At 59.2% G+C, this 20,973-nt stretch carries 22 protein-coding genes, 1 tRNA gene and 1 pseudogene; 9 read left to right on the plus strand and 15 right to left on the minus strand.

The window, feature by feature from the left end:
• Nucleotides 1–81 precede the first annotated feature (81 nt).
• Nucleotides 82–669 (plus strand): TetR/AcrR family transcriptional regulator, encoded by a 588-nt coding sequence (locus C9E91_RS08460; RefSeq protein WP_107107851.1) that lies wholly within the window; start codon nt 82–84, stop codon nt 667–669.
• Nucleotides 670–722: 53 nt separating this feature from the next.
• Here C9E91_RS08460 and C9E91_RS08465 read toward each other — a convergent pair whose 3' ends face one another.
• A complete protein-coding gene (locus C9E91_RS08465) occupies nt 723–1,337 on the minus strand; it encodes an FMN-dependent NADH-azoreductase (protein ID WP_107107852.1) in 615 nt (204 codons plus the stop codon).
• Between the two features lie 140 nt (nt 1,338–1,477).
• On the opposite strand from C9E91_RS08465, the gene C9E91_RS08470 reads away from it, so the two are divergent.
• On the plus strand, nt 1,478–2,446 hold the full coding sequence (locus C9E91_RS08470; protein ID WP_107107853.1) for a LysR family transcriptional regulator: 969 nt from the start codon (nt 1,478–1,480) through the stop codon (nt 2,444–2,446).
• Between the two features lie 57 nt (nt 2,447–2,503).
• Here C9E91_RS08470 and C9E91_RS08475 read toward each other — a convergent pair whose 3' ends face one another.
• Both C9E91_RS08475 and C9E91_RS08480 read right to left on the minus strand, forming a co-directional pair.
• The gene (locus C9E91_RS08475) at nt 2,504–4,492 is read right to left on the minus strand and encodes a bifunctional 2',3'-cyclic-nucleotide 2'-phosphodiesterase/3'-nucleotidase (RefSeq protein WP_107107854.1); all 1,989 of its coding nucleotides are present in this window, start codon (nt 4,490–4,492) and stop codon (nt 2,504–2,506) included.
• Nucleotides 4,493–4,629: 137 nt separating this feature from the next.
• Entirely contained in the window at nt 4,630–4,989 is a 360-nt protein-coding gene (locus tag C9E91_RS08480; RefSeq protein ID WP_107107855.1) for a PilZ domain-containing protein, read from the minus strand.
• Between the two features lie 172 nt (nt 4,990–5,161).
• Here C9E91_RS08480 and C9E91_RS08485 point away from each other — a divergent pair, with 172 nt between their 5' ends.
• A complete protein-coding gene (locus C9E91_RS08485; protein ID WP_181316040.1) occupies nt 5,162–5,971 on the plus strand; it encodes an endonuclease/exonuclease/phosphatase family protein in 810 nt (269 codons plus the stop codon).
• An 18-nt stretch (nt 5,972–5,989) separates the two neighbouring features.
• Here C9E91_RS08485 and C9E91_RS08490 read toward each other — a convergent pair whose 3' ends face one another.
• Nucleotides 5,990–6,451 carry an Lrp/AsnC family transcriptional regulator gene (locus C9E91_RS08490; protein WP_107107856.1) on the minus strand — a complete coding sequence of 154 codons (462 nt, stop codon included), beginning with the start codon at nt 6,449–6,451 and terminating at the stop codon, nt 5,990–5,992.
• A gap of 152 nt (nt 6,452–6,603) precedes the next feature.
• Here C9E91_RS08490 and ald point away from each other — a divergent pair, with 152 nt between their 5' ends.
• The gene (gene ald / locus C9E91_RS08495; protein ID WP_107107857.1) at nt 6,604–7,722 is read left to right on the plus strand and encodes an alanine dehydrogenase; all 1,119 of its coding nucleotides are present in this window, start codon (nt 6,604–6,606) and stop codon (nt 7,720–7,722) included.
• Between the two features lie 68 nt (nt 7,723–7,790).
• On the opposite strand, the gene C9E91_RS08500 is transcribed toward ald, so the two are convergent.
• The 5 genes from C9E91_RS08500 to C9E91_RS08520 all read right to left on the minus strand — a co-directional run bounded on the left by C9E91_RS08500 (nt 7,791) and on the right by C9E91_RS08520 (nt 11,600).
• Entirely contained in the window at nt 7,791–8,264 is a 474-nt protein-coding gene (locus tag C9E91_RS08500) for a DUF1203 domain-containing protein (RefSeq protein WP_107107858.1), read from the minus strand.
• Nucleotides 8,265–8,335: 71 nt separating this feature from the next.
• Nucleotides 8,336–8,848, minus strand: coding sequence for a GNAT family N-acetyltransferase (locus C9E91_RS08505; RefSeq protein WP_107108132.1), 513 nt, complete (start codon nt 8,846–8,848; stop codon nt 8,336–8,338).
• Nucleotides 8,849–8,907: 59 nt separating this feature from the next.
• The gene (gene sseA / locus C9E91_RS08510) at nt 8,908–9,765 is read right to left on the minus strand and encodes a 3-mercaptopyruvate sulfurtransferase (RefSeq protein ID WP_107107859.1); all 858 of its coding nucleotides are present in this window, start codon (nt 9,763–9,765) and stop codon (nt 8,908–8,910) included.
• Between the two features lie 52 nt (nt 9,766–9,817).
• The gene (locus C9E91_RS08515; protein ID WP_107107860.1) at nt 9,818–10,555 is read right to left on the minus strand and encodes an alanyl-tRNA editing protein; all 738 of its coding nucleotides are present in this window, start codon (nt 10,553–10,555) and stop codon (nt 9,818–9,820) included.
• A 4-nt stretch (nt 10,556–10,559) separates the two neighbouring features.
• Complete coding sequence (locus tag C9E91_RS08520) at nt 10,560–11,600, minus strand: cysteine synthase A (RefSeq protein ID WP_107107861.1); 1,041 nt, start codon at nt 11,598–11,600, stop codon at nt 10,560–10,562.
• Nucleotides 11,601–11,895: 295 nt separating this feature from the next.
• Between C9E91_RS08520 and C9E91_RS08525 the strand changes: the two genes are divergently transcribed.
• Nucleotides 11,896–12,726, plus strand: a complete 831-nt coding sequence (locus tag C9E91_RS08525; RefSeq protein WP_107107862.1) for an SDR family NAD(P)-dependent oxidoreductase — start codon at nt 11,896–11,898, stop codon at nt 12,724–12,726.
• Nucleotides 12,727–12,729: 3 nt separating this feature from the next.
• Here C9E91_RS08525 and C9E91_RS08530 read toward each other — a convergent pair.
• A pseudogene (locus C9E91_RS08530) lies at nt 12,730–13,173 on the minus strand (FAD-binding domain-containing protein); the annotation flags it as partial.
• Nucleotides 13,174–13,441: 268 nt separating this feature from the next.
• Here C9E91_RS08530 and C9E91_RS08535 point away from each other — a divergent pair.
• Entirely contained in the window at nt 13,442–14,554 is a 1,113-nt protein-coding gene (locus tag C9E91_RS08535; RefSeq protein ID WP_107107863.1) for a sn-glycerol-3-phosphate import ATP-binding protein UgpC, read from the plus strand.
• Nucleotides 14,555–14,780: 226 nt separating this feature from the next.
• Here the strand turns inward: C9E91_RS08535 and C9E91_RS08540 are convergent, their stop codons facing one another.
• The 3 genes from C9E91_RS08540 to C9E91_RS08550 all read right to left on the minus strand — a co-directional run bounded on the left by C9E91_RS08540 (nt 14,781) and on the right by C9E91_RS08550 (nt 18,136).
• A complete protein-coding gene (locus C9E91_RS08540) occupies nt 14,781–15,695 on the minus strand; it encodes an ABC transporter permease subunit (RefSeq protein WP_107107864.1) in 915 nt (304 codons plus the stop codon).
• A 7-nt stretch (nt 15,696–15,702) separates the two neighbouring features.
• A complete protein-coding gene (locus C9E91_RS08545) occupies nt 15,703–16,587 on the minus strand; it encodes an ABC transporter permease subunit (RefSeq protein ID WP_107107865.1) in 885 nt (294 codons plus the stop codon).
• A 196-nt stretch (nt 16,588–16,783) separates the two neighbouring features.
• Nucleotides 16,784–18,136 (minus strand): extracellular solute-binding protein, encoded by a 1,353-nt coding sequence (locus C9E91_RS08550; protein WP_107107866.1) that lies wholly within the window; start codon nt 18,134–18,136, stop codon nt 16,784–16,786.
• Between the two features lie 460 nt (nt 18,137–18,596).
• On the opposite strand from C9E91_RS08550, the gene C9E91_RS08555 reads away from it, so the two are divergent.
• A complete protein-coding gene (locus C9E91_RS08555; RefSeq protein WP_107107867.1) occupies nt 18,597–19,154 on the plus strand; it encodes a sugar O-acetyltransferase in 558 nt (185 codons plus the stop codon).
• A 6-nt stretch (nt 19,155–19,160) separates the two neighbouring features.
• Here the strand turns inward: C9E91_RS08555 and C9E91_RS19970 are convergent, their stop codons facing one another.
• Nucleotides 19,161–19,475: a hypothetical protein gene (locus C9E91_RS19970; RefSeq protein ID WP_107107868.1), complete on the minus strand. Its 315-nt coding sequence runs from the start codon at nt 19,473–19,475 to the stop codon at nt 19,161–19,163.
• A 117-nt stretch (nt 19,476–19,592) separates the two neighbouring features.
• Between C9E91_RS19970 and C9E91_RS08565 the strand changes: the two genes are divergently transcribed.
• Together C9E91_RS08565 and C9E91_RS08570 are read left to right on the plus strand one after the other, a co-directional pair.
• Nucleotides 19,593–19,667, plus strand: a tRNA-Asn gene (locus C9E91_RS08565).
• A gap of 394 nt (nt 19,668–20,061) precedes the next feature.
• Nucleotides 20,062–20,247: a hypothetical protein gene (locus tag C9E91_RS08570; protein WP_107107869.1), complete on the plus strand. Its 186-nt coding sequence runs from the start codon at nt 20,062–20,064 to the stop codon at nt 20,245–20,247.
• A 125-nt stretch (nt 20,248–20,372) separates the two neighbouring features.
• Here the strand turns inward: C9E91_RS08570 and C9E91_RS08575 are convergent, their stop codons facing one another.
• Nucleotides 20,373–20,615: a hypothetical protein gene (locus C9E91_RS08575; protein ID WP_245407454.1), complete on the minus strand. Its 243-nt coding sequence runs from the start codon at nt 20,613–20,615 to the stop codon at nt 20,373–20,375.
• Nucleotides 20,616–20,973: the final 358 nt, after the last annotated feature.

The raw sequence follows: 20,973 nt of genomic DNA on the forward strand, positions 1-20,973 counted from the left end.
GGCGATCTGGATTACGATCGTTCGCTATAAGGATTATGATCATAATCCAAATTCGTCAAGACGGATTGAGGAGATTTTTCGATGGGCCATTCTCAGTTGGAGAAGCAGAAGACGCATGAGCGGATCGTGACGCTTGCCGCCAAGCGCCTGCGGGAGGAGGGGCTGGAGGGTATCGGCGTTGCCGATCTGATGAAGGAAGCGGGCCTGACGGTCGGCGGCTTCTATAAACATTTTGCCTCCCGAGACGAGCTCGTGGCCGAAGCCGTTCAGGTGGCGGTGGAGTCATGGCGGCGGCAATTGGAAGAGAAGGGGATCGATCCGGCGGATATTTCTCTGGAGAGCTATGCCGACGATTATCTCAGCACGCGGCATCGCGACCAACGCGGTGAAGGCTGTGCCTATGCCGCGCTGACGGCCGATATCGCGCGCAGCGGCGAAGCCGTTCGCACAATCGCGACGGAAGGAATACGGAGAAACATCGCATCGATGACGGCGCGCATGCCGCAGCCGGATACAGCGGAAGCGCGGCGCAACGCCATCATCGCCTCATGCCTGATGACCGGCGCTGTCGGCCTCGCGCGTATTGCAAACGACGACGAATTTTCCCGCGAAATTCTGGAGGCTGCGCGGAGCTTCGTGAAAGAGCTGGCAGCAGGCAACGAGACATAAAAAAGCGGCCGGTGGGGACCGGCCGCTCACAAAGAATTGATCGTGCTGGAGGCTTAGGCGGCCAGCGCCAGCTCGGTTGCGCGGGCCTGGGCAGCGCCGATTGCCTTTTCAGCGGCTTCCGGACCGAAGGCGACGCCTTCGATATAGACGGTTTCCACGTCGGTGATGCCGATGAAGCCGAGAACCGACTTCAGGTAGGGAACGGCGTGGTTGAGCGGAGCGGCCGGGCCTTCGGAATAGACGCCGCCGGAAGCGAGCACGATATAAGCCTTCTTGCCGGTCACCAGACCCTTCGGGCCGGTTTCCGTGTAGGTGAAGGTGCGGCCGGCGCGGGCGATATTGTCGATCCAGGTCTTCAGCGAGGAATAGATGTTGAAGTTGATGAGGCCGGTGCCGATGACCAGCGTGTCGGCTGCGAGCAGCTCGTCGACGAGCGCGTCGGAAACCTTGATCAGTTCCTGCTGCTCGGGCGTGCGGGCGTCGGCCGGCGTGCGGATGGCGGCAGTGAAGGGCTCGTCGATATGCGGCAGGGCAGTGGCGGCGAGGTCGCGATGGACGATCGTCTTGCCCGGGTTCTGGGCCTTGATCTTGTCGGCAAGCTCGCTGGCGATCTTGGTGGAAAGCGAGTCGGAGCGCGGGCTGGACGTCAGAAGCAGAATGGAGGACATGATTCTATTCCTTTTCAAAGGGTTGTGAGAGCCAGGCTGGGAGACTGACCATCGTTCGAGAAGAGAAATAAGACTGCAGTGCCATCGAAAAAACTGTGATAATATGGATTGGAATTATCGATAGAATGGATGGCCACCCAATGCTTCCCAATCCGACCCTCGACCAGTTGCAGGTCTTTTTGACCGTTGCCGAATCCGGCAGCTTTTCCGCTGCATCGCGCACGCTCAATCGCGCGCAATCGGTCATCAGCTACACGATCGCCAATCTTGAGGCCCAGCTTGAGATGCCGCTGTTCGAGCGCTCCGGCTCCCGCCAGCCGACGCTGACGGATGCGGGCAGAGCCATGCTGGAGGATGCGCGCCGTATTCTCTCCGATCTCGGAGTGATGCGTGCTCGTGTCAAAGGTTTGAAGGCGGGACTTGAAGCGGAAGTGGCGGTGGCCATCAGCGTGATGGTGCCGACGAATGCGACGGTCGACGTGCTGAGCGAGTTTCGCGATCGCTTCCCGCTCGTCTCGCTACGGCTCGACACCGGCGAACTCGGCACGATGATGGAACTCGTCGCCAGCGGTAAGTCGACGATCGGCATTGGTGGTGCGGTGCCGAATCAGGACGATTCGCTGGTGATCGAGCGTATCGGTCACTCCTTCATGCTTCCGGTAGCATCGCCCAATCATCCGCTCGCCCAGATCGAAAGGCCGTTGACGCTTGCCGATGTGCGAGACGAGGTGCAATTGGTCGTGACCGATGCCTCAGGTCTCACGAATGGGAAGGATTTCAACGTCCTGTCGTACAAGATCTGGCATGTCAGCGACATCGCGACCAAGCATCAATTGATGCGTGGTGGCCTCGGCTGGGGTGGGCTGCCGGCTTCGCTCATCGTGGAAGACCTGCAGAAGGGACGATTGGTGCGTCTGGCCCTCGATGCCTACGATCAGAGCGAATATCCGATCTACGCGGTCCACAAGCTCGACAATCCTCCCGGTCCCGCCGCTGCCTGGATGATCGAAGCCTTCAGCGAGCGCCTTTCAAAATGCCCGAACCAGGCGGATTTCAAGGCTGCCGTCGACATGTTTCATCTGGACGAAAAGCAGTTGGCGGCGGAGTGAAAACCCTCTCCCCGCTCCTGAGCTTGCCGAAGGGGCGGGGAGAGGGAACGACCGGGACTAAAGAACCAGCCGGAAGTTATGGAAGCCGTCGGTACCTTCGCCAGCGTCTTCGATCTTCACGCTCTTCACCTGGGCCAGGAAATCCTTGGCCTTGGGTGAGCTTTGGAACAGGACCGTCGTGCCCGGCAGCGGCTTGAACGTCCAGTTGCCGTCGGCGGTCGGATTGATTGTGCCCTGATCGTGGACATAGCGGACGATGACGTCGCGGTTAGTATCCGGAGCCTGGTAGACGACCTTATCCGAGGCGATTTCCGGGAAGTTGCCGCCGCCGCCGGCGCGGTAGTTGTTGCTGACGACCACGAACTTCTGAGTCGCATCGATCGGCTTGCCGTTGAACTGCAGGTTCTGGATGCGGTTGGCATCGGCATTCAGAACCTTGCCGTCATCGCCGAAGCGGCGCGGCTGCGAGAGGTCGATCTGATAGGTGACGCCGTCGATAACGTCGAAGTTATAGGACGGGAAGCTGTTGTTAATCAGATCCGCATCCTTCGCGCCCGGCTGGACCTGATTGAACATCGCCGCCGACATTTCCAGCCAGTTCTTGACCTGCGCGCCGTTGATGACGACCGCCTGCACCGTGTTCGGATAGAGATAGAGGTCGGCAACATTCTTGATGGCGATGTCGCCCGCAGGAACGTCGGTATAATAGTCGGCGCCGTTGCGGCCACCGCATTTGAAGGGAGCTGCTGCCGAAAGCACCGACAGATCCTTATACTGCGTCTCCTTCAGCATATTCTTGATGTACCAGAGCTGCGCCTGGCTCACGACCTGCACCGACGGATCGTCGGCGACCAGTGCGAAATAGGAGTAGAGCGGCGCGGAGGTCTTGCCGACGGGCGTGCGGACATAGGTCAGCGTCGCCTCATGCTCGGCCTTGGCCGCTTCCACGACTTCCTTCTTGTCGGCAACATCCGCGATGACCTTCTTCTTGTCGTCGCGGTGATAGATCGGCCGAGCCTCGGAGGTGAAGTCTACGATCTTCCAGCTCTTGCCGTCTTTTTCCAGTAGCAGGTCGATCAGGCCGAGATGCGAACCCCAGAAGCCGGCCATGACGGCGGGCTTGCCATGCAGTGTGCCCTTGACCGGATCGGCATCCTTGATGCCGTCCCAGGTCTTCGGACCAGGGAAGACGAGATGCTGGTGACCGGTGAAGATCGCGTCGATGCCGGGAACGGCGGCGACGTAGAGCGAGGCGTTTTCCATCTTGTCGGACGGGCCGCTGCCGTCGATGCCGGAGTGGGAAAGCGCAATCACGATGTCGGCGCCTTCTTCCTTCATCACCGGAACCCAGGCCTTGGCAGCCTCGACGATGTCGCGGGTCTGTGCCTTGCCTTCGAGATTCTTGATGTCCCAGAGCATGATCTGCGGCGGCACGAAGCCGATGAAGCCGATCTTGATCGTATTCTCATTGCCGGCGCCGTCCTTGATCTTCTTTTCGAGGATCAGATACGGCTTGAAGAACAGATCGTCCTTCTTCGGGTCGGAAGCGAGCTGACCCTTGGTCAGGTTGGCGCAGACGAAGGGGAAGTTCGCCCCGCCGAGCACCTTGAACATGAAGTCGAGGCCATAGTTGAACTCATGATTTCCGAGCGTGCCGACCTCATAGCCGAGCGTATTCATCGCCTTGATCACCGGATGGACGTCGCCGTCCTTCATGCCGTGCTGATAGGCCATGTAGTCGCCCATCGGATTGCCCTGCAGCACGTCGCCGTTGTCGATCAGCAGCGAGTTGGTGGCCTCGGCACGGATGTTGTCTATGATCGTTGCCGTGCGCGACAGGCCCATCGTGTCGTTCGGCTTGTCGGCATAGTAGTCGTAAGGGAAGACGTTGACGTGAATGTCTGTCGTTTCCATGAGGCGCAGGTGCGCCTGATTGCTGGCGGCGCGGGCCGCAAAAGGATGCAGCACAATGAGCGCGGCCGTGGCGCTAAGGCCCTGCAGCAACGAACGGCGCGACATGCTGGGCAATTCCAGAATGGAAGACATGAAACACTCCTTCAACAATGAATCTATCAGCCCTCGATCACCTCTCGGGGTGAGGGAGATTAAGACGAATTTTGAAGGTGTGCACCACGAATATGACAGGCTTATTGTGGTGCCGGCGCCAAAGAGCGAAGAAGCCCTCAGCGTTTGAGAACCGGCTGTATCTCCTTGTGGAAAAAGCGGAAATAGGAAGCAACCTGAGCCGACGCGTTGGAGGAGGGATCGAACTCGATGCCGATCCGGCCTCCATGGATCCAGCGCACGATGCCGTCCAGGATGCCGATCTCATCGCATTCGACACGGACCTTGCTGCCGGCGGCGGCATGGATCGGTGATTGCAGGTCGAGCGCAATGCCGCCGGTGGAAATATTGACGACGCGGCCGGTCACCGCCTTGGCGAAATATCGGACCCGACCCATCAGGCGGGCATGCTTGCGCGGCGAACGCCTCGCTTTGATTTTCAGATTGTTCTCCGTGAGCGGTTTTGAAATCGGCTGCATAACTGACCTCGATGCCTGTATCTGATGACACCGATAGCAGGCAGGCGTTGAAAGGTGTTTAGAACGATCGCTAAAATTGACGCGATCCGTTCCGAATCGGGACCGGCAGCTTTTAATGTTGCAATTCCGGGCATTCTCATGCTGGACGAGCGGGAGTTTGGGGAAAGAGGAAATGACGTTGCGCATCGTTTCGCTGAATGTTTGGGGCGGACTGCTGCATGAGCCGCTGATGCGATATCTCGTCGATATCGACGCGGATGTCCTGTGCCTGCAGGAAGTCGGGCGCACTGCAGATGCACAATCCGAATGGCTGGTTTACCGTGATCATGGCGTCGAGCTTCCGCAGCGGGCTAATCTCTTCGATGAGATCAGCGCAGCCCTTCCAGCATATGATGCCTTCTTCAGCCCGACGGCGCGGGGCGATCTCTTCGATGGCGATCGGCTGATCCCGTCCGAATTCGGCCTCGCAACCTTCGTGCGCAAATCCTATCCGGTCATCGGCCAAGCCTCGGGTTTCGTACATGGGGAATTCTCGGCCGACGGCTGGGGTTCGCATCCGCGGTCGCGCAATGCCCATTGCATTCGCATCTTCGATTACGAAGGTGGTTTCCCCGTCACCATCGCGCAGATGCATGGTCTGCGCGATATAGAAGGCAAAGGCGACACACCGGCCCGTCACACCCAGGCGAAGGCATTGGTGGAACTTATCCGGCAGGTTCACCAGGGCGATGAGAGGCTCGTCGTCTGTGGCGACTTCAATGTCCTGCCGGGGAGCGTCACCTTCGATGCCCTAAGCACATTCGGGCTTTTCGACCTCGTCACCTCGCGCGGTCACCGCGACACACGGACCTCCTACTATCGCAAGGAGCCGCGTTATGCCGACTATATGCTGGTGACATCGGCGGTGGAGGTGATTGCATTCGACGCCGTCGCCGAGCCGGAAGTCTCCGATCACCGCGCCTTGCTGCTGGACCTGCGATAGCTCTGCCGGCCGTGAGGCTCAGAGCCCGACATTCGGCCGGTCGATGATTTCGCGCAGCGCGAAGCTGGAATTGATCTTCACCACATGCGGCAGTGCGGAGAGCCAGTCACGGTGGATGCGTTCGTAATCTTCAAGATCGCGCGCGGCGACGCGCAGGATATAGTCGTATTCGCCGGACATGAGATAGCAGACGAGCACGTTCGGACAACGTTTCACCGCCGTTTCGAATTCCGACAGCGTCTTGGCAAACTGGCCGGACAGCGAGATGTGCACGATGGCGATCATCTTGTAGTCCAGCGCCTTGTGCGACAGCCTTGCATGATAGCCGCCGATCACGCCGTCCTTCTCCAGAATGTCGAGCCGGCGTGAGCAGGCGGAAGGCGACAGGCCGACCTTTTCGGCAAGTTCGGCATTGGTGATCCTGGCGTTCTGTTGCAGCACGCGCAAAATCGAACGATCGATGGTGTCTATGTCAGGCATTCGAAGATCCTTCGAAAAATCTCGCTTTGGCGCAATAATCCACGAAAAAAGCTGGTTCGGCAAATTGTCTTTGCAAGGACATTTCAGCGCGAAGGTGGTCTCATTCTCAGCGGAACAGTTGCAAACCGAATAAGCATTCAGGGAGAAGCAAAATGCGTGTTGGTTGTCCGAAAGAAATCAAGAATCATGAATATCGCGTCGGTTTGACGCCCGCATCCGTTCGCGAATATGTCGCCCATGGTCATGAGGTCTGGGTCGAGACCAAAGCGGGTGCAGGGATCGGGGCCGATGATCATGCCTATATCGCCGCCGGCGCCAAGATCGCCGCCACCGCGAAGGACATTTTCGAAAAGTGCGACATGATCGTGAAGGTCAAGGAGCCGCAGCCTTCCGAATGGGTGCAACTGCGCGACGGCCAGCTTCTCTATACCTATCTGCACCTCGCGCCCGATCCGGAGCAGACCAAGGGCCTGATCGCCTCCGGCGTCACCGCCATCGCCTATGAAACCGTCACCGATGAGCGCGGCGGCCTGCCGCTGCTTGCGCCGATGTCGGAAGTTGCCGGCCGTTTGTCGATCCAGGCGGGTGCCACCGCGCTGCAGAAGGCCAATGGCGGCCTCGGTATCCTGCTTGGTGGCGTGCCCGGCGTCTTGCCGGCCAAGGTCGCCATCATCGGCGGCGGTGTCGTCGGCCTTCACGCCGCCAAGATGGCGGCAGGGCTCGGCGCCGATGTCAGCATTCTCGATCGTTCGCTGCCGCGCCTCCGCCAGCTCGACGATATCTTCAACGGCCGTGTCCACACGCGCTATTCCAGCATTCAGGCGCTGGAAGAAGAGGTCTTTGCCGCCGATCTCGTCATCGGTGCCGTGTTGATCCCGGGTGCTGCAGCGCCGAAGCTCGTGACGCGCGAAATGCTCTCCGGCATGAAGAAGGGTGCCGTCATTGTCGACGTCGCCATCGACCAGGGCGGCTGCTTCGAAACCTCACATGCCACGACCCATTCCGAACCGACCTATGAGGTCGAAGGCATCGTCCACTACTGCGTCGCCAACATGCCGGGTGCGGTTCCGGTCACCTCGGCGCATGCGCTGAACAATTCCACCATCTATTACGGCCTCGCCCTCGCAGACCGCGGCCTGCGCGCCATTGCCGAGGACAAGCACTTGCGCAATGGCCTCAATATCCACAAGGGCCGTGTCACCAACAGGCCCGTCGCCGAAGCGCTCGGCTACGAAGCCTACGCTCCGGAAAGCGTCTTGAACGTAGCGTAAATCCCATCGCGCTGCGTTGAATGGAAGCGCCGGCATTTTACATGCCGGCGCTTCTTTCCATTGAGCTACTACGCCCGATCGATCCGGCACTGATAGCAATTGTTGCGCGCCGAGCGGACATGCACATAAGCGATGCCTTCGCGGCTCAGGAGGTCGGCAGCATAGGCTTTGATGTCATCGGTCGGTGTCACGGCGCCGGTGCCGTAGACGATGCGGTTGTTTTCGCCATAGCCCCGCACAATGAAATCCGGGCTGGTGGTCAGTACGGGCGGCAGGATTTCCTCGGCCTCATAACGCCGGCAAGGCGCTTTATGCAGGAAAACCGGCCCGGTCTCGGCATAGGGCTGCAACTCTGGAAACGGCCGATAGGCGAAAACAAAAAGCTCTTCGCCGGCATCGATATTCCGCAGGCAATGGCGGCAGGGATGGCCCGGGCCGTCCGAGATCGTTGTCTCTGGTAGGTGACCATAGGAATCCGTGCCACCATTCCAGAGGGTTTCGGCATCCGACGTGGGCATGGCGGCAAAGGCAATGGAGGGCATGACAAATCTCCTTTTTACGATTTGTCATGTGATGCGCCGCGACGGCAGGAGAAGCCACCCGATTCCTGCGGCTAGCTTTTCCTTGCCAGCTCCAGCAATTCCTTGTCGCTCAGCGGCCTTACGATGCCTTCGCCGGTCGAGACGGGGGAAAAGCCGAACATCTGATAGAGCTGAAGCGCCCGCGGATGGTCGAGATTGTTGGTGGTCGCGGTGATGCGTTGCGGGCTCAGCGTCCACATGGCGTAGAGCGCCTGCAACAGGAACCATTTGCCGATGCCGAGACCGAGAGCGTGCTCGATCAGGCCGAAATGGCTGAGCTCGATCGTCTCCTCATCCTCACGGAAATATTCGAAGAAGCCGGCCGGAGCGCCGTTAACATAGAGTACGCTGATGTCGTTGCGCTGGTCGTGCAAAACTGCCGTCAGCTCCTCGTCGTGCATGCGAAGCCGGTCGACCCAATGCCAGCGCGCGCCGACCTGGCGATAGAGATAGCGGTAGAAGGGCAGGGGAATGCCGGGCGAGCGCATGATTGCCGTCTGGATGTTGACGGGCACAGGCAGGCTCGCCTTGGGCGGCGCGGTCATTTCCAGCCGGGTGATATGGACTTTGAGCGACGATGGGGTTTTCACGGGGACGGTGCCGCTCAGTCTTTGCCAGTGACGATACGCGTGTCCGGCCGGCTGCCCCATTCCGACCAGGAGCCGTCATAGAGCCGGTTGGCGCCATGGCCGAGCGATTCCAGCGCCAGCGTTATGATGGCGGCGGTGATTCCGGAGCCGCAGGTGGTCACGACAGGCTTTTCAAGATCGATACCGGCCTTCTCGATCGTTTCGCGCAGTTCCGGCAGGGATTTGAACTTGCCGTTCACCGCGAAGCTGCCGGACGGCAGGCTTTTTGCGCCCGGCATGTGACCGGAGCGCATGCCTTCGCGCGGTTCCGGCTCGGTGGCCGCGAAACGGCCGGCGCTGCGGGCATCGGCGATCTGCAGCGAGCCGCTGTCGACGACCTCGCGCATCTCATCGAAGGGGACAATGCGGGCCGCATTGAAATTCGGCTTGAAGGTGGCCGGTGCATATGCGGGCAGGGCGATTTCCAGCGGTCGCCCTTCGGCCTTCCAGCCATCCAGGCCGCCGTCGAGCACGAAGACATTCGCAGCGCCCATGACGACATGAAATAGCCACCAGACACGCGGTGATGCGAAGATGCCGGGGCCATCATAGACCACGATGCGATCGGTCTCGCTGATGCCGAGCTTGCCGACCTCGGCTGCGAAGACTTCCGGCGAAGGCACCATATGCGGCAGGCCGGTAGAGTGATCGGCGATCTTGTCCTGATCGAAGCGGATGGTGCCGGGAATATGACCGCTGGCATATTCGGCATTGGCATCGCGCTTCTGCGCCGGCAGATAGAAGGATGCGTCGAGGATACGCAGATCCTTGGCGCCCAGTTCGCTCTGCAGCCAATCGGCGGATACGACGAAACGGCTCTTCTCCGCTGTCATGATGATCTCTCCCTGATTTATATCGGGCCTTATTGTTCCAGAAACCGCCGGCTTAGGCGTCGTCGGTGGGCGTGCCGAAACGGATGCGGAAGCGGCGGTTCTCCCTGCCCTTCTTCTCGATCTTGGCGATATAGATTGCCCCGACTTCCTGCGTCTCCGACACATGTGTGCCGCCGCAGGGCTGGCTGTCAATGGCGGAGTTCTCGCCGATGCAGACAAGGCTGACGCGGCCGAGTCCGATCGGCGGGCGCACATTCTTCGACTTGACGATACCCGGATTGGCTGCAAGCTCCTCATCCGTGATCCACTGGACGAAAACGGGATGGTTCTCGCTGACGAGCGCCATCATCTTCGCCGTCACCTCGTCCTTGTCGATCGTCTCGCTCATGTCGAAATCGACGCGGCTTTCATCCTCGCCGACCGCCGCACCCGTGATCGGATATTGGCAGACAACCGAGAGCAGATGGCAAGCGGTGTGCATACGCATCAGCCGGTAGCGGCGCGGCCAGTCGACATGCAGCACCAGCTTCTCGCCGAGGGCAGGCGGCGCTGCGCCCTCCTGCGGCACATGGATGATGATATCCTTCGTCGCCCCGTGCTTGGTCTGGCCAAGCACGATTTTGGAACCGTCGGCGCGCTCGAAGAAACCGGTGTCCCCCGGCTGTCCGCCGGAGGTCGCGTAGAAGCAGGTTTGATCGAGCTCTATGCCCCCATCCTCGTGAATTGCGGTTACGACAGCCTCAGCAGTCGAGAGATAGAAATCGTCACGATAAAGGGCATTCACCGACATAAAATCACGCCAGGTTTTCGTAAGGAATAGGAATATTGGAAGTCGTCGTCAGATATGCCGGCAGCGGCAGACCCTTCGATCTCAGGAAGTCCGGATTGAAAAGCTTGGACTGATAGCGATTGCCATAGTCGCAGAGGATAGTCACGATCGTATGGCCGGGGCCGAGATCCCTGGCAAGGCGCACGGCGCCGGCAATGTTGATGGCCGTCGAGCCGCCGAGGCAGAGACCTTCGTGTTCGACCAGATCGAAGACATAGGGCAGGGCTTCGGCATCGGTGATCTGATAGGCGAAATCAGGCGTAAAACCTTCCAGGTTTGCAGTTACGCGGCCCTGGCCGATACCCTCGGTGATCGAAGAGCCGGAGGATTTCAGCTCGCCGTTCTTGTAGAATTCGTAAAGTGCCGCCCCTTCCGGATCGGCGATGCCGATCTTGATGTCCTTGTTGAAACCATGCAGACCCATGGCGACGCCCGCCAACGTGCCGCCGGAGCCGACCGAGCAGATGAAGCCGTCGACCTTGCCGTTGGTGTCAGCCCAGATTTCCTTGGCGGTCGTTTCAATATGCGCCTGGCGATTGGCGACGTTGTCGAACTGGTTCGCCCAGATCGCGCCGTTCGGCTCAGTCTTCGCCAATTCCGCCGCAAGCCGGCCGGAAACCTTCACGTAGTTGTTGGGGTTTTTGTAGGGAACGGCCGGCACTTCCACCAGCTCGGCGCCGAGCAGCTTCAGCGCGTCCTTCTTTTCCTGGCTCTGTGTTTCCGGAATGACGATGACGGTGCGGTAGCCCAACGCCTTGGCGACCACCGTCAAGCCGATGCCGGTATTGCCCGCAGTCCCCTCGACGATGACGCCGCCGGGCTTCAGCAGGCCTTTCTTTTCGGCATCGCGGATGATGTAGAGCGCGGCGCGATCCTTGACCGACTGGCCGGGGTTCAGGAACTCCGCCTTGCCGAGGATGGTCGAGCCCGTCGCCTCGGAGGCACCCTTGAGTTTGATCAGTGGCGTGTTGCCGATCGCTTCTAGGACGGAGGGATGGACGGTCATGGAATCTCTGCCTTCTGTTCGGGACTACTGTAAGAACGGTCTTTTCCCTTCACAAGGCGGCATAGGCAAGAAATTCTGTTCCTCGCTATTTGTTCGTGCCGCAAAATTCGACTTGGCGACCTCATTGGCCGCAATCTTCGATCCGGTCCGCGTGTCTCCAATTGGTGACATTGTTTTCCATATCGGGCCCTTAATCCGGCCGAAAGCGGCCACAATGATGCGCTATCTCTAAAATGCCACGGACGGCCGCGAATAAGTGTCTGATGTAAGCGACCGCCAGCCAAGGAGAAGAGCCATGAGCCCGTTCATCGCACGCCCCGAACACGGAGTCGTCTGGATTACCGGCGCCAGTTCCGGTATGGGCCGCGCGCTCGCGCTGAAACTGGCCGAAGAAGGATATAAAGTCGCCGTTACGGCTCGCAGTCATGAAAAGCTTCTTGAGTTGCAGGCCGAGGCAAGCGCGCTTGCCGGCAGCATCGTCGTGCTCGACGGCGATGTTACCAGCGCTGAAGATATGGAGCACACCGTTGCCGCCATCGAATATCAGCACGGCCCCGTCGCCCTGGCGGTTCTGAATGCTGGCATCTATCTGCCGGCGCGGGGCGAGGACCTCAATCACGAGGTGTTCGAACGAAGCTTTGCCGTCAATCTCCACGGTGTCGTCAACTGCCTCGTTCCTGCGGTCCGGCATATGCGCTCCAGGGGATACGGGCAGGTTGCCCTTGTGTCTTCGGTGGCTGGTTATGGCGGCCTGCCCGGTGGCGCTGCTTACGGCGCCAGCAAGGCTGCGCTGATCAACATGGCCGAAAGCCTGAAGTTCGAGCTGGAACGGATGGGCATTCACATCCAGCTCGTCACCCCCGGTTATGTCGATACGCCATTGACCGCACAGAACAAGTTCGAGATGCCGGACGTGGTATCGGCGCAGCAGGCTGCGGACACGATCGCAGCCGGATTGAAATCGCCGGCCTTCGACATCAGCTTCCCGAAGGGCTTGGTCTATCGGGCAAAGCTTTTGAAGTTTCTGCCCTACAGCCTCTATTTCCGGGTGCTGCGATATTTTCTCGGCAGCGGCCATAAGCACCAGTCGGTCGGGCCGCGCGTAACGCCGCATCCGGCCGAATAGCGCTTAATCATCCTTCTTCAGTGATGCGTGTGCATCGAGCGCACGCTGCCGCGCCGCGGTGTGATCGACGATCGGCCGGGGAAAGTCCCTGCCGAGTTCTATGCCCGCACGCTTCAGCACCGTATCCGGCGCCTCGAATGGCCGATGGATGTATTTGCTGTCGAGAGCTGCCAGCTCCGGCACGAAGGTCCTGATATAGCCACCATCCGGATCGAATTTCTCGCCCTGCAGCACCGGATTGAAGATGCGGAAGAAGGGCGAGGCATCGGCGCCTGAGCCCGCCACCCATTGCCAGTTTGCAGTATTGGCCGCCGGATCGGCATCGACGAGCGTATCGCGAAACCAGGACTCCCCCTCGCGCCAGTCGATCAGCAGATCCTTGATCAGGAACGAGGCCGTGATCATGCGGACGCGATTATGCATCCAGCCGTGCCGCCAAAGCTGCCGGCTCTTTCTTCGATGTCGTCATGGCCTGGCCAGCCGACCGCCCGTTGTTTCTTCGCAGGATTTGTCGCTGCCGGAACCAGTATATGATGTCGGTCGCAAAATAGTTCCACCCATGCGCGTTTCATCGGGAAATAGTACCCGCAACTCTCGTGAGGAAATCTGGATGCGGCTTGTGATATAGAGGATGCTTGTCACTGTTCTGTAATGCAAATTCGCTAGCAGTCCACGCGATTGACGACCCAGAATTAAATAGGCGGGGAAGAATAACATGGCGGAAATCCGGATCGAGCAAGTTCGCAAGGCCTATGGACGCAATCAGGTCGTGCACGGCGTCGATCTGACCTTCCGCTCCGGGGAGTTCGTCGTCATTCTCGGCCCTTCCGGCTGCGGCAAGTCCACCCTGATGCGCATGATCGCCGGCCTTGAGGATATTACCTCGGGCGAAATTATTATTGACGGCAAGGTCGTCAATCAACTCGAGCCGCGCGAGCGCGGTTGCGCCATGGTCTTCCAGAACTACGCGCTTTATCCGCACATGGATGTCGCCGCCAACATGGGCTACGCGCTCAAGGTGGCCGGCGTGCCGCGCGCCGAACGTGAGCGTCGCATCAAGGAAACGGCCCGCATTGTCGGCCTGGAAGATTTCCTGGCCCGCAAGCCATCCGAGCTTTCGGGCGGTCAGCGCCAGCGCGTCGCCATGGGCCGCGCCATCATCCGCGAACCGAAGGTTTTCCTCTTCGACGAACCGCTCTCCAACCTCGACGCCAAGCTGCGCGTGCAGATGCGTGTCGAAATCCGCCGCCTGCACAAGCGCCTGTCGGCCACCTCGGTTTTCGTCACCCACGATCAGGTCGAGGCGATGACGCTCGCTGACAAGCTGGTGGTCATGTACAAGGGCAATGTCGAGCAGGTCGGCACGCCGCTTGAGGTCTACAACACGCCGCGCACCCGTTTCGTCGGTTCCTTCATCGGTTCGCCGGCAATGAATTTCCTCGAAGGCTCCTTCTCGGCGAACGGCGAGCAATTTATCTTTGATGGCCTGCCGATCGCCATCGACGCCAACATCGGCAAGCGCCACGCCGGCCTGCCGGTCACGCTCGGCATCCGCCCGGAACATGCGCGTCTCGTGCCGGCCGGCACGCCGGGCGCCGTTCCCGCCACGGTGGATTTCGTCGAAGAACTCGGCGCTGGCCGCGTCATTCACTGCGATATCAACGGCTCCAGCTTCGCCGTTGCCGTCGCCGATCATACCACCGGGCAAACGGGTGACGCCGTCGGCCTGGAGCTTGCCCAGCAGCATACGCATCTCTTCGCCCAGGACACCGGCCTGCGGCTCGACACCATTGCCTCGGTCACACCTCTCAAGGTTGCCGCAAACTAATTTTCAGACATCAATTTTCAGCAAGAGCGCCCGGAAATCCCTACCGATTTCCGGGCTTTTTGCTGCCCGGAACATCCCGCTTTCAGATTAAATCATCCAATCGGACAATATCTCTGGATTCTAAAACGAAAGCACCGTGCGTTCAAATGAACACACGGTGCTCTCAGCAATAGGCGGGGTACTGGAAGCCGCCGCATTCCCTCAGGAAACGCGGCAGGCAATCCGATCACTTTTCGGTGGCGATGAGACCGCGAACGAACCAGCGCTGCATCAGAACGACGACGAGGAGCGGCGGGATCATGACGATCAGCGTGCCAGCCATGGCGATGTGCCATTCGGGAAGGCCGCCGACGTTCGGGATGAGCTGCTTGAGCTCGGTCACCGCGGTCCCATGCGCCGGATCGGTGGTGATGAGCAGCGGCCACAGATATTGATTCCAGGCCCAGAGGAACATGATGGTGCCGAGCGCAGCCATATTGGTGCGCGACAGCGGCAACAGGATATCGAAGAAGAAGCGCAGCGATCCGGCGCCGTCCATGCGCGCGGCTTCCGTCAGTTCGTCCGGTATCGTCAGGAAGAATTGACGATAGAGGAAAGTACCGGTCGCCGTGGCGACCAGCGGCAGGATCAAGCCGAGAGAGGAGTTAAGCAGCCCCAGATCCAGAGAGACCTGAATGTCTGTAACCTTCTCGATGAGCCAGGTAAGGCCAGTGATGTCGAGAAGCCCCTGGTAGGGCGACAGAACGTTCGCTATGACCGCATAGGTCGGCACGATACGCACTTCGAGCGGCAGCATCAGCGTTATGAAGACCAGCCAGAAGATGAAATGGCGGCCGGGATACCGGAAATAGACAAGCGAAAATGCGGTGAGCGCCGAAACGATCACTTTGCCTGCGGCCACGCCGGTGGCGAAGATCAAGCTGTTCAGCAGCTTGGGGCCGAGATTGGCCGTGGTCCATGCCGTCGTTATGTTAGCCCAGAATTCTGTGCCAGGAATCAGCGACATTGGTACCTGATTGACGTCGGTCATATTGTGGGATGCGGCGATCGCCACGATGGCTATCGGTCCCGCAGCCGCCACGAAACCGATGAACAGGATCAGATGGGTGAAGAAATTGAGAATAGGTGTGCGCTCGACCATGTCAGCCTCAACGGTAATGCACGCGCCGCTCGATGAAGCGGAACTGGAAGACGGTGAGCACGATGATCAGCAGCATCAGAATGATACTTTGTGCCGCCGCGCCGGAAAAATCGAGGCCTTTGAAGCCGTCGGAATAGATCTTGTAGACCATGAGATTGGTTGAGTTGTGCGGGCCGCCTGCGGTCATGATGTCGACGATGCCGAAGGAATCCTGGAAGCTCTCGGTGATGTTGATCACCAGCAGGAAGAAGATCGTCGGCGTGATCAGCGGGAACTGAATGTCCCAGAAGCGCCGGAGCACGCCGGAGCCATCCATCGCCGCTGCTTCGATCAACGAGCGCGGAATGGCCTGGAAGGCGGCGAGGAAGAAGATGAAGCTGTAGCCGATATATTTCCACGAGAAGGCGATAATGATGGTGGCCATGGCGTCCGCACCGTTGAGGCCCGGGTCCCAGAGGCCCGGCCAATAGTGGTTGACGATGGACATGAAACCGGCTTCCGGTGCCAGGATGAAACGGAAGGCCATTGCCGAAGCAGGCGCCGCGATGCCGTAAGGCCAGATGAGCACGACGCTGTAGAACTTCGAGCCACGGAGCTGCCGATCTGTGAGAGCGGCCAGTATCAGCGCGACGCCCATGGAAATGCTGGTGCTGATTGCCGCGAAGATGATGCTGATCGTCACCGAGTTCCAGTAATCGGCACTGGCGAGAATCGATTTGAAGTTGTCGAGCCCGACCCAGATATTGCCGCCGCCCCAAGGTTGCTGCAGCGTCAGCGACCAGAAGATCGCCTGGCCAGCCGGCCAATAGAAGAAGGTGAAGATGAGGAGGAGCTGCGGCACTGCGAACAGGATGCCAACGCTCCACTTGCTGAAAGTCGTACGCTTTTCCATTGCTTCTTCCGGCTTGGACCCCTGAGCGCCGCGCGGTCATCTGAACGCATAAAGGACGCTCTACCGTTTGAATCGAGAACATCTCGTCCGTTTCAGATGAAACCAACCGAAAGCGGATACTCTAGTGCCAATTGCGGTCATAACGAACGTCCGCCGGGATTTCCCGACGGACGTCGTCTATTTCTGCGCTAACTGCTTACGGCAGTTGCTTGCCCTTGTAGGTAGCTTCGAAGCGATCGAGAACAGCATTGCCGTTCTTGACGAGGTTGTCGATACCTTCCTGGACGCTGACCTTGTTGGCAAAGATGGCCTGCATCTGGTTGCCGAATTCGGCGCGGATCTGCGTGAAGTTGCCGAGGCGGACGCCACGGGTGATCGGGGTCGGCTCAGAAGCGGTCAGGCTGGCGATCGCGACTTCGCGGCCCTTATACGGAGCCTTGTCGTAGAAGCCGTTGGACTTCATGAAATCGAAGCCCGACTTTCTGACCGGGATGTAGCCGGTGTTGGTCGACCAGAAGAGTGCGGTTTCAGGCTTGCCGATGAAGTCGAGGAACGCTGCTGCGCCCTTGTATTCGTCAGCCGACTTGCCGGAGAGAACCCAAAGCGAAGCGCCACCGACGAGCGAATTCTTGCGCTCGGTGCCAGCGTAGACCGGAAGTTCGGCAACATCCCAGTTCATGCCGGCCTTCTGCGTCTTGCCGACGGTGCCATGGTCGCCGACCGAGGTCATGATCATCTGGCAATCGCCCGCTGCAAAGGCCTGAACCATATCCTGGCCGAGATCCTTGGACTTGATCTTGATGAGGCCGGCATCGTACCAGCTCTTGAGGTCGGTGACGTACTTGACGAACTTGGTCTTGTTGACGGTCAGGCGGGCATCGAGGCCATCATAGCCGTTGTTCTGGGTAGCGACCGGCTCGCTGTGGATGGCCGAGAACTGTTCCATCAACTGCCAGCTTTCGTTGCCGGAGATGTTGATAGCCATCGGGCAATCATAGCCAGCGCCCTTCAGCGCCTTCATATCGTCGGCGGCTTCTTCCCAGGTCTTCGGAGCGGCGGTCTTGCCGATCTTGGCGAAGGCGTCCTTGTTCCAGTAGAGCAGGGCGGTCGAGGAGTTGAACGGGAAGGAAAGCAGTTCGCCCTTCGAGGTGGCGTAGTAGCGGGCGATGCCCGGGAAATAGTCGTCCCAGTTAACCTTGTAGCCGTTTTCCGACATCAGCTTGCCGACCGGATAATAGGCGCCGGAGAGCATCATGGTTGCCGTGCCGACGTCATAAACCTGCACGATTGCCGGCTGCTTGCCAGCGCGGAAGGCGGCAATGGTGTTCTGCAGAGCGGCGTCGTAATTGCCCTGGCCGACGCAGGAAACTTCATAGTCCTTCTGCGAATTGTTGAAGTTCGTGCACAGGGTCTGAACGACACGCTCCAGATCGCCGGACAGGCCGAACCAGAAATCGAACTTGATCGGAGCAGCAGCAGCCGGCAGGGCCAGCGCTAAGCTCATGACACCGGCGGCAGCCGCCGAAATGCAGTTATAAAATTTGGACATATCCCTATTTCCTTTTGAAAGCCCGGATCCGGTGGCCTTGCGCAAGTCCGCGGCAGCGGCGTTATAGACAAGCTGTGTGACAGTTTGTTGTGGGTGAAAATCTCGCAGCCACAGGCAGTTTTGCGCCTTTGCTAACGCTTTTAAAGGGCTATCGCGGATTAATTCTTTTGGAGTAGGAGACGGCGCTTTAAGCATAGAATAAGGTGCGCCTAATATTTTGGCATGGGGAGGAGTCGTGCATGGGTCGTCGATCCCCGCGCCTCATCAGGATGGAACGATATATAATGAGGGAACTGCTGCTGATCATGGCGGCGCTTACCTTGATGGCGCTTGGCCCCTTGGCGCTCCTGATTGCAGGATATTGAAGGGCTTGAACTGGCCCATGAGCTCTTCTTGTCGCCCGCACGGATCGTGTGCATGATCTCCCCACATCGTGACGAAGGCGTCGGGGAGGGAATCAATGGGCCTAAGCGAGCGGCAAAAAATGGCGGCGGGGGAATGGTATTGCTGCTTCGATGCGGAACTCGATGCCCTGCGCGTGCTTGCTCGGGAGGCTGTGCATCAGCATAACACCATGCCGCCCGGCCAGCGCGGCGGTATCGGCCCGGCGCTGTCCATGCTTTTTGCCGGTGTGGCCGACCGCGTGTTCATCGAAGCGCCCTTTCATTGCGCCTATGGCATGAACATCTCGCTCGGCCCGCGCGTCTATTTGAATGCCGGCTGCACCATTCTCGATACCGCTCCGGTGCGCATCGGCGAGGGCAGTATGCTGGGGCCGGGCGTTCATATATATTGTGCCGAACACCACAAGGATCCGACGCAGCGACGCACAGGACTGGAAATCGCGCGGCCGGTTGAGATCGGCAGGGATGTCTGGATCGGTGGCGGCGCCATCATCCTAGGCGGCGTGACGATCGGCGATGGCGCGATCGTCGGGGCAGGCGCGGTCGTCACCAGGAATGTCGATGCGGGCACGACCGTGATCGGCAATCCCGCAAGGGCTTTGGCCGCCAGATAGGTGACATCAATCCGCGGGGCGCCGCCGTCTTGTCCACCATACCGCAAGGCGCCGTCGCCAGCGCCGCACGAGCGGCAGATCATGGGACAACACCACGAAGCCCAGCGGCAACATCCAGAAGCCGAGGACCGGCAGGAAGCCAAGACATCCGCCGAAGATCAACGCCAGGCCGACGCCAAGACGGGCAAGTCTCGATCGCGGAAGCGGAATACGAAGGGAGCCAATGACAAGCTCATATGTGGTATGATCTATCCCGAAACGCCGCGTCTTTCCGTTGCCGTTGCGATCGGTCTTTTCTCTGGTTCTGCCTTGATCGGTCATCCACAGGAAATGGTAAGGCGACGAAATAATACAAGGGAAATGGATTTTTTTGAAAAAACCGCTTGGCAAATCGGGAAAGCATTTGTATTACCCCGCTCACACCGCGCCAAGCGGTATTCCCTGGTAGCTCAGCGGTAGAGCATTCGACTGTTAATCGACAGGTCGCCGGTTCGAATCCGGCCCGGGGAGCCAGTTTCTAAGAGCCACATTCACCTAGCGGGGAATGTGGCTTTTTCATTTCCGGCCATTTCACTCACACCGACTGGCATTCGCGCGGCGAGGAGCGCGCTTCGCAAGATCCTCCAACGCCGCCATGGGTCGATCCATCTGGCTGGATTCGGCTCTCACAGGATTTGGATGACTGCGACCTCTAGCCTTGTTGGCGACGCGTCGGAAAACCGCTCGATCGCGAGCGTATCGAAGGCATGACGCGGGCGCTATACACGGCGTTCTGACACACTCACCCGTCACATCCGGCTGCTCTCGAAAATGTGAGGATGCATTCATGTATCGTTAATCTGGGTGGGCGCATGAACGTTGTGCGCTATCGCGCAGCATATTCCCCCAAATGCTTTAGAGGTTCGAAATGAAAAACCTGATTCTTGCTTCCGCCGTTGCCCTGGCTTCCTTCGTTGGCATCAGCACGCAGTCTGAAGCGGCCACAGTTGTGCATGTCGATGACCATCATCATCACCATCATTGCGTCGTGAAGACCGTACGGCATCACGTTCATGGCCATTGGGTTGTCCGCAAGGAACGCGTCTGCCATTGATCCGGTAGCAGCTTCGAGCCGCTGACCTTTGTCGCGGCCAAAATAGGCCCGGCCGTTGCCGAATATTTCGTCGGCAACGGCCGGAATGTTTTTAGGGTATGAGCAGAAGAATCCGCCGCTAGGGATTAGCGGATTTCGAAATAGATGCCTCCGTGGCGATGGTGGTAACGACGGTAGCGCCAGTCATCATCATCATCCCAATAGTGGCGGCGATCCCAGCGGCTGTCGCGCCAGTAGCGGTGATCATAATGATGATCACGCCAATAATATCGACGTCCCCCATACCAATCCTGGTTTCGTCGGGATCCGTGCTCCTGAACCAGAATGACGCCGGAAACGCTGGGCGAGGGCGAATTTGTCAACGGCATTGCCGTTGCTGGAAGCGCGGCCGCCAATACTGTTCCCATGGCAAGTGAGGCGGCCAAGGCCATCGAAGCAAAATGTATCAAATCACCGACTCCTGTGTTGGACCAATTGTCCCTTTGACGGCTTAACGCCGCGATGAGGGCAAATGTTCCCCTTTAAGGTTGATGTGAGTGGCGATTGCAACGTGTGATACGAGGACAACTGCGAGATTTGAGGCAATTGCCGTCTGCCGATAGCGGCATGGTCCGCTGTGCCGGTGAGGGGCAGGGTGAGACCGAGGCGATATAAAGTCGGGAGGCGGTCGACATAGAAAAGGGGCCCAGCAGGGAAAGCTGGGCCCCTCTCTTCTCTGATCGGAGG

This window comes from Rhizobium sp. SEMIA4064 (assembly GCF_003025035.1).
Classification (GTDB): domain Bacteria; phylum Pseudomonadota; class Alphaproteobacteria; order Rhizobiales; family Rhizobiaceae; genus Rhizobium; species Rhizobium paranaense.

Bases quoted from the DNA above. Each gene is read 5' to 3' on its own strand.
- C9E91_RS08460 (WP_107107851.1), top strand. From the start codon at position 82: ATGGGCCATTCTCAGTTGGAGAAGCAGAAGACGCATGAGCGGATCGTG.
- C9E91_RS08465 (WP_107107852.1), bottom strand. From the start codon at position 1,337: ATGTCCTCCATTCTGCTTCTGACGTCCAGCCCGCGCTCCGACTCGCTT.
- C9E91_RS08470 (WP_107107853.1), top strand. From the start codon at position 1,478: ATGCTTCCCAATCCGACCCTCGACCAGTTGCAGGTCTTTTTGACCGTT.
- C9E91_RS08475 (WP_107107854.1), bottom strand. From the start codon at position 4,492: ATGTCTTCCATTCTGGAATTGCCCAGCATGTCGCGCCGTTCGTTGCTG.
- C9E91_RS08480 (WP_107107855.1), bottom strand. From the start codon at position 4,989: ATGCAGCCGATTTCAAAACCGCTCACGGAGAACAATCTGAAAATCAAA.
- C9E91_RS08485 (WP_181316040.1), top strand. From the start codon at position 5,162: ATGACGTTGCGCATCGTTTCGCTGAATGTTTGGGGCGGACTGCTGCAT.
- C9E91_RS08490 (WP_107107856.1), bottom strand. From the start codon at position 6,451: ATGCCTGACATAGACACCATCGATCGTTCGATTTTGCGCGTGCTGCAA.
- ald (WP_107107857.1), top strand. From the start codon at position 6,604: ATGCGTGTTGGTTGTCCGAAAGAAATCAAGAATCATGAATATCGCGTC.
- C9E91_RS08500 (WP_107107858.1), bottom strand. From the start codon at position 8,264: ATGCCCTCCATTGCCTTTGCCGCCATGCCCACGTCGGATGCCGAAACC.
- C9E91_RS08505 (WP_107108132.1), bottom strand. From the start codon at position 8,848: ATGACCGCGCCGCCCAAGGCGAGCCTGCCTGTGCCCGTCAACATCCAG.
- sseA (WP_107107859.1), bottom strand. From the start codon at position 9,765: ATGACAGCGGAGAAGAGCCGTTTCGTCGTATCCGCCGATTGGCTGCAG.
- C9E91_RS08515 (WP_107107860.1), bottom strand. From the start codon at position 10,555: ATGTCGGTGAATGCCCTTTATCGTGACGATTTCTATCTCTCGACTGCT.
- C9E91_RS08520 (WP_107107861.1), bottom strand. From the start codon at position 11,600: ATGACCGTCCATCCCTCCGTCCTAGAAGCGATCGGCAACACGCCACTG.
- C9E91_RS08525 (WP_107107862.1), top strand. From the start codon at position 11,896: ATGAGCCCGTTCATCGCACGCCCCGAACACGGAGTCGTCTGGATTACC.
- C9E91_RS08535 (WP_107107863.1), top strand. From the start codon at position 13,442: ATGGCGGAAATCCGGATCGAGCAAGTTCGCAAGGCCTATGGACGCAAT.
- C9E91_RS08540 (WP_107107864.1), bottom strand. From the start codon at position 15,695: ATGGTCGAGCGCACACCTATTCTCAATTTCTTCACCCATCTGATCCTG.
- C9E91_RS08545 (WP_107107865.1), bottom strand. From the start codon at position 16,587: ATGGAAAAGCGTACGACTTTCAGCAAGTGGAGCGTTGGCATCCTGTTC.
- C9E91_RS08550 (WP_107107866.1), bottom strand. From the start codon at position 18,136: ATGTCCAAATTTTATAACTGCATTTCGGCGGCTGCCGCCGGTGTCATG.
- C9E91_RS08555 (WP_107107867.1), top strand. From the start codon at position 18,597: ATGGGCCTAAGCGAGCGGCAAAAAATGGCGGCGGGGGAATGGTATTGC.
- C9E91_RS19970 (WP_107107868.1), bottom strand. From the start codon at position 19,475: ATGACCGATCAAGGCAGAACCAGAGAAAAGACCGATCGCAACGGCAAC.
- C9E91_RS08570 (WP_107107869.1), top strand. From the start codon at position 20,062: ATGAAAAACCTGATTCTTGCTTCCGCCGTTGCCCTGGCTTCCTTCGTT.
- C9E91_RS08575 (WP_245407454.1), bottom strand. From the start codon at position 20,615: ATGCCGTTGACAAATTCGCCCTCGCCCAGCGTTTCCGGCGTCATTCTG.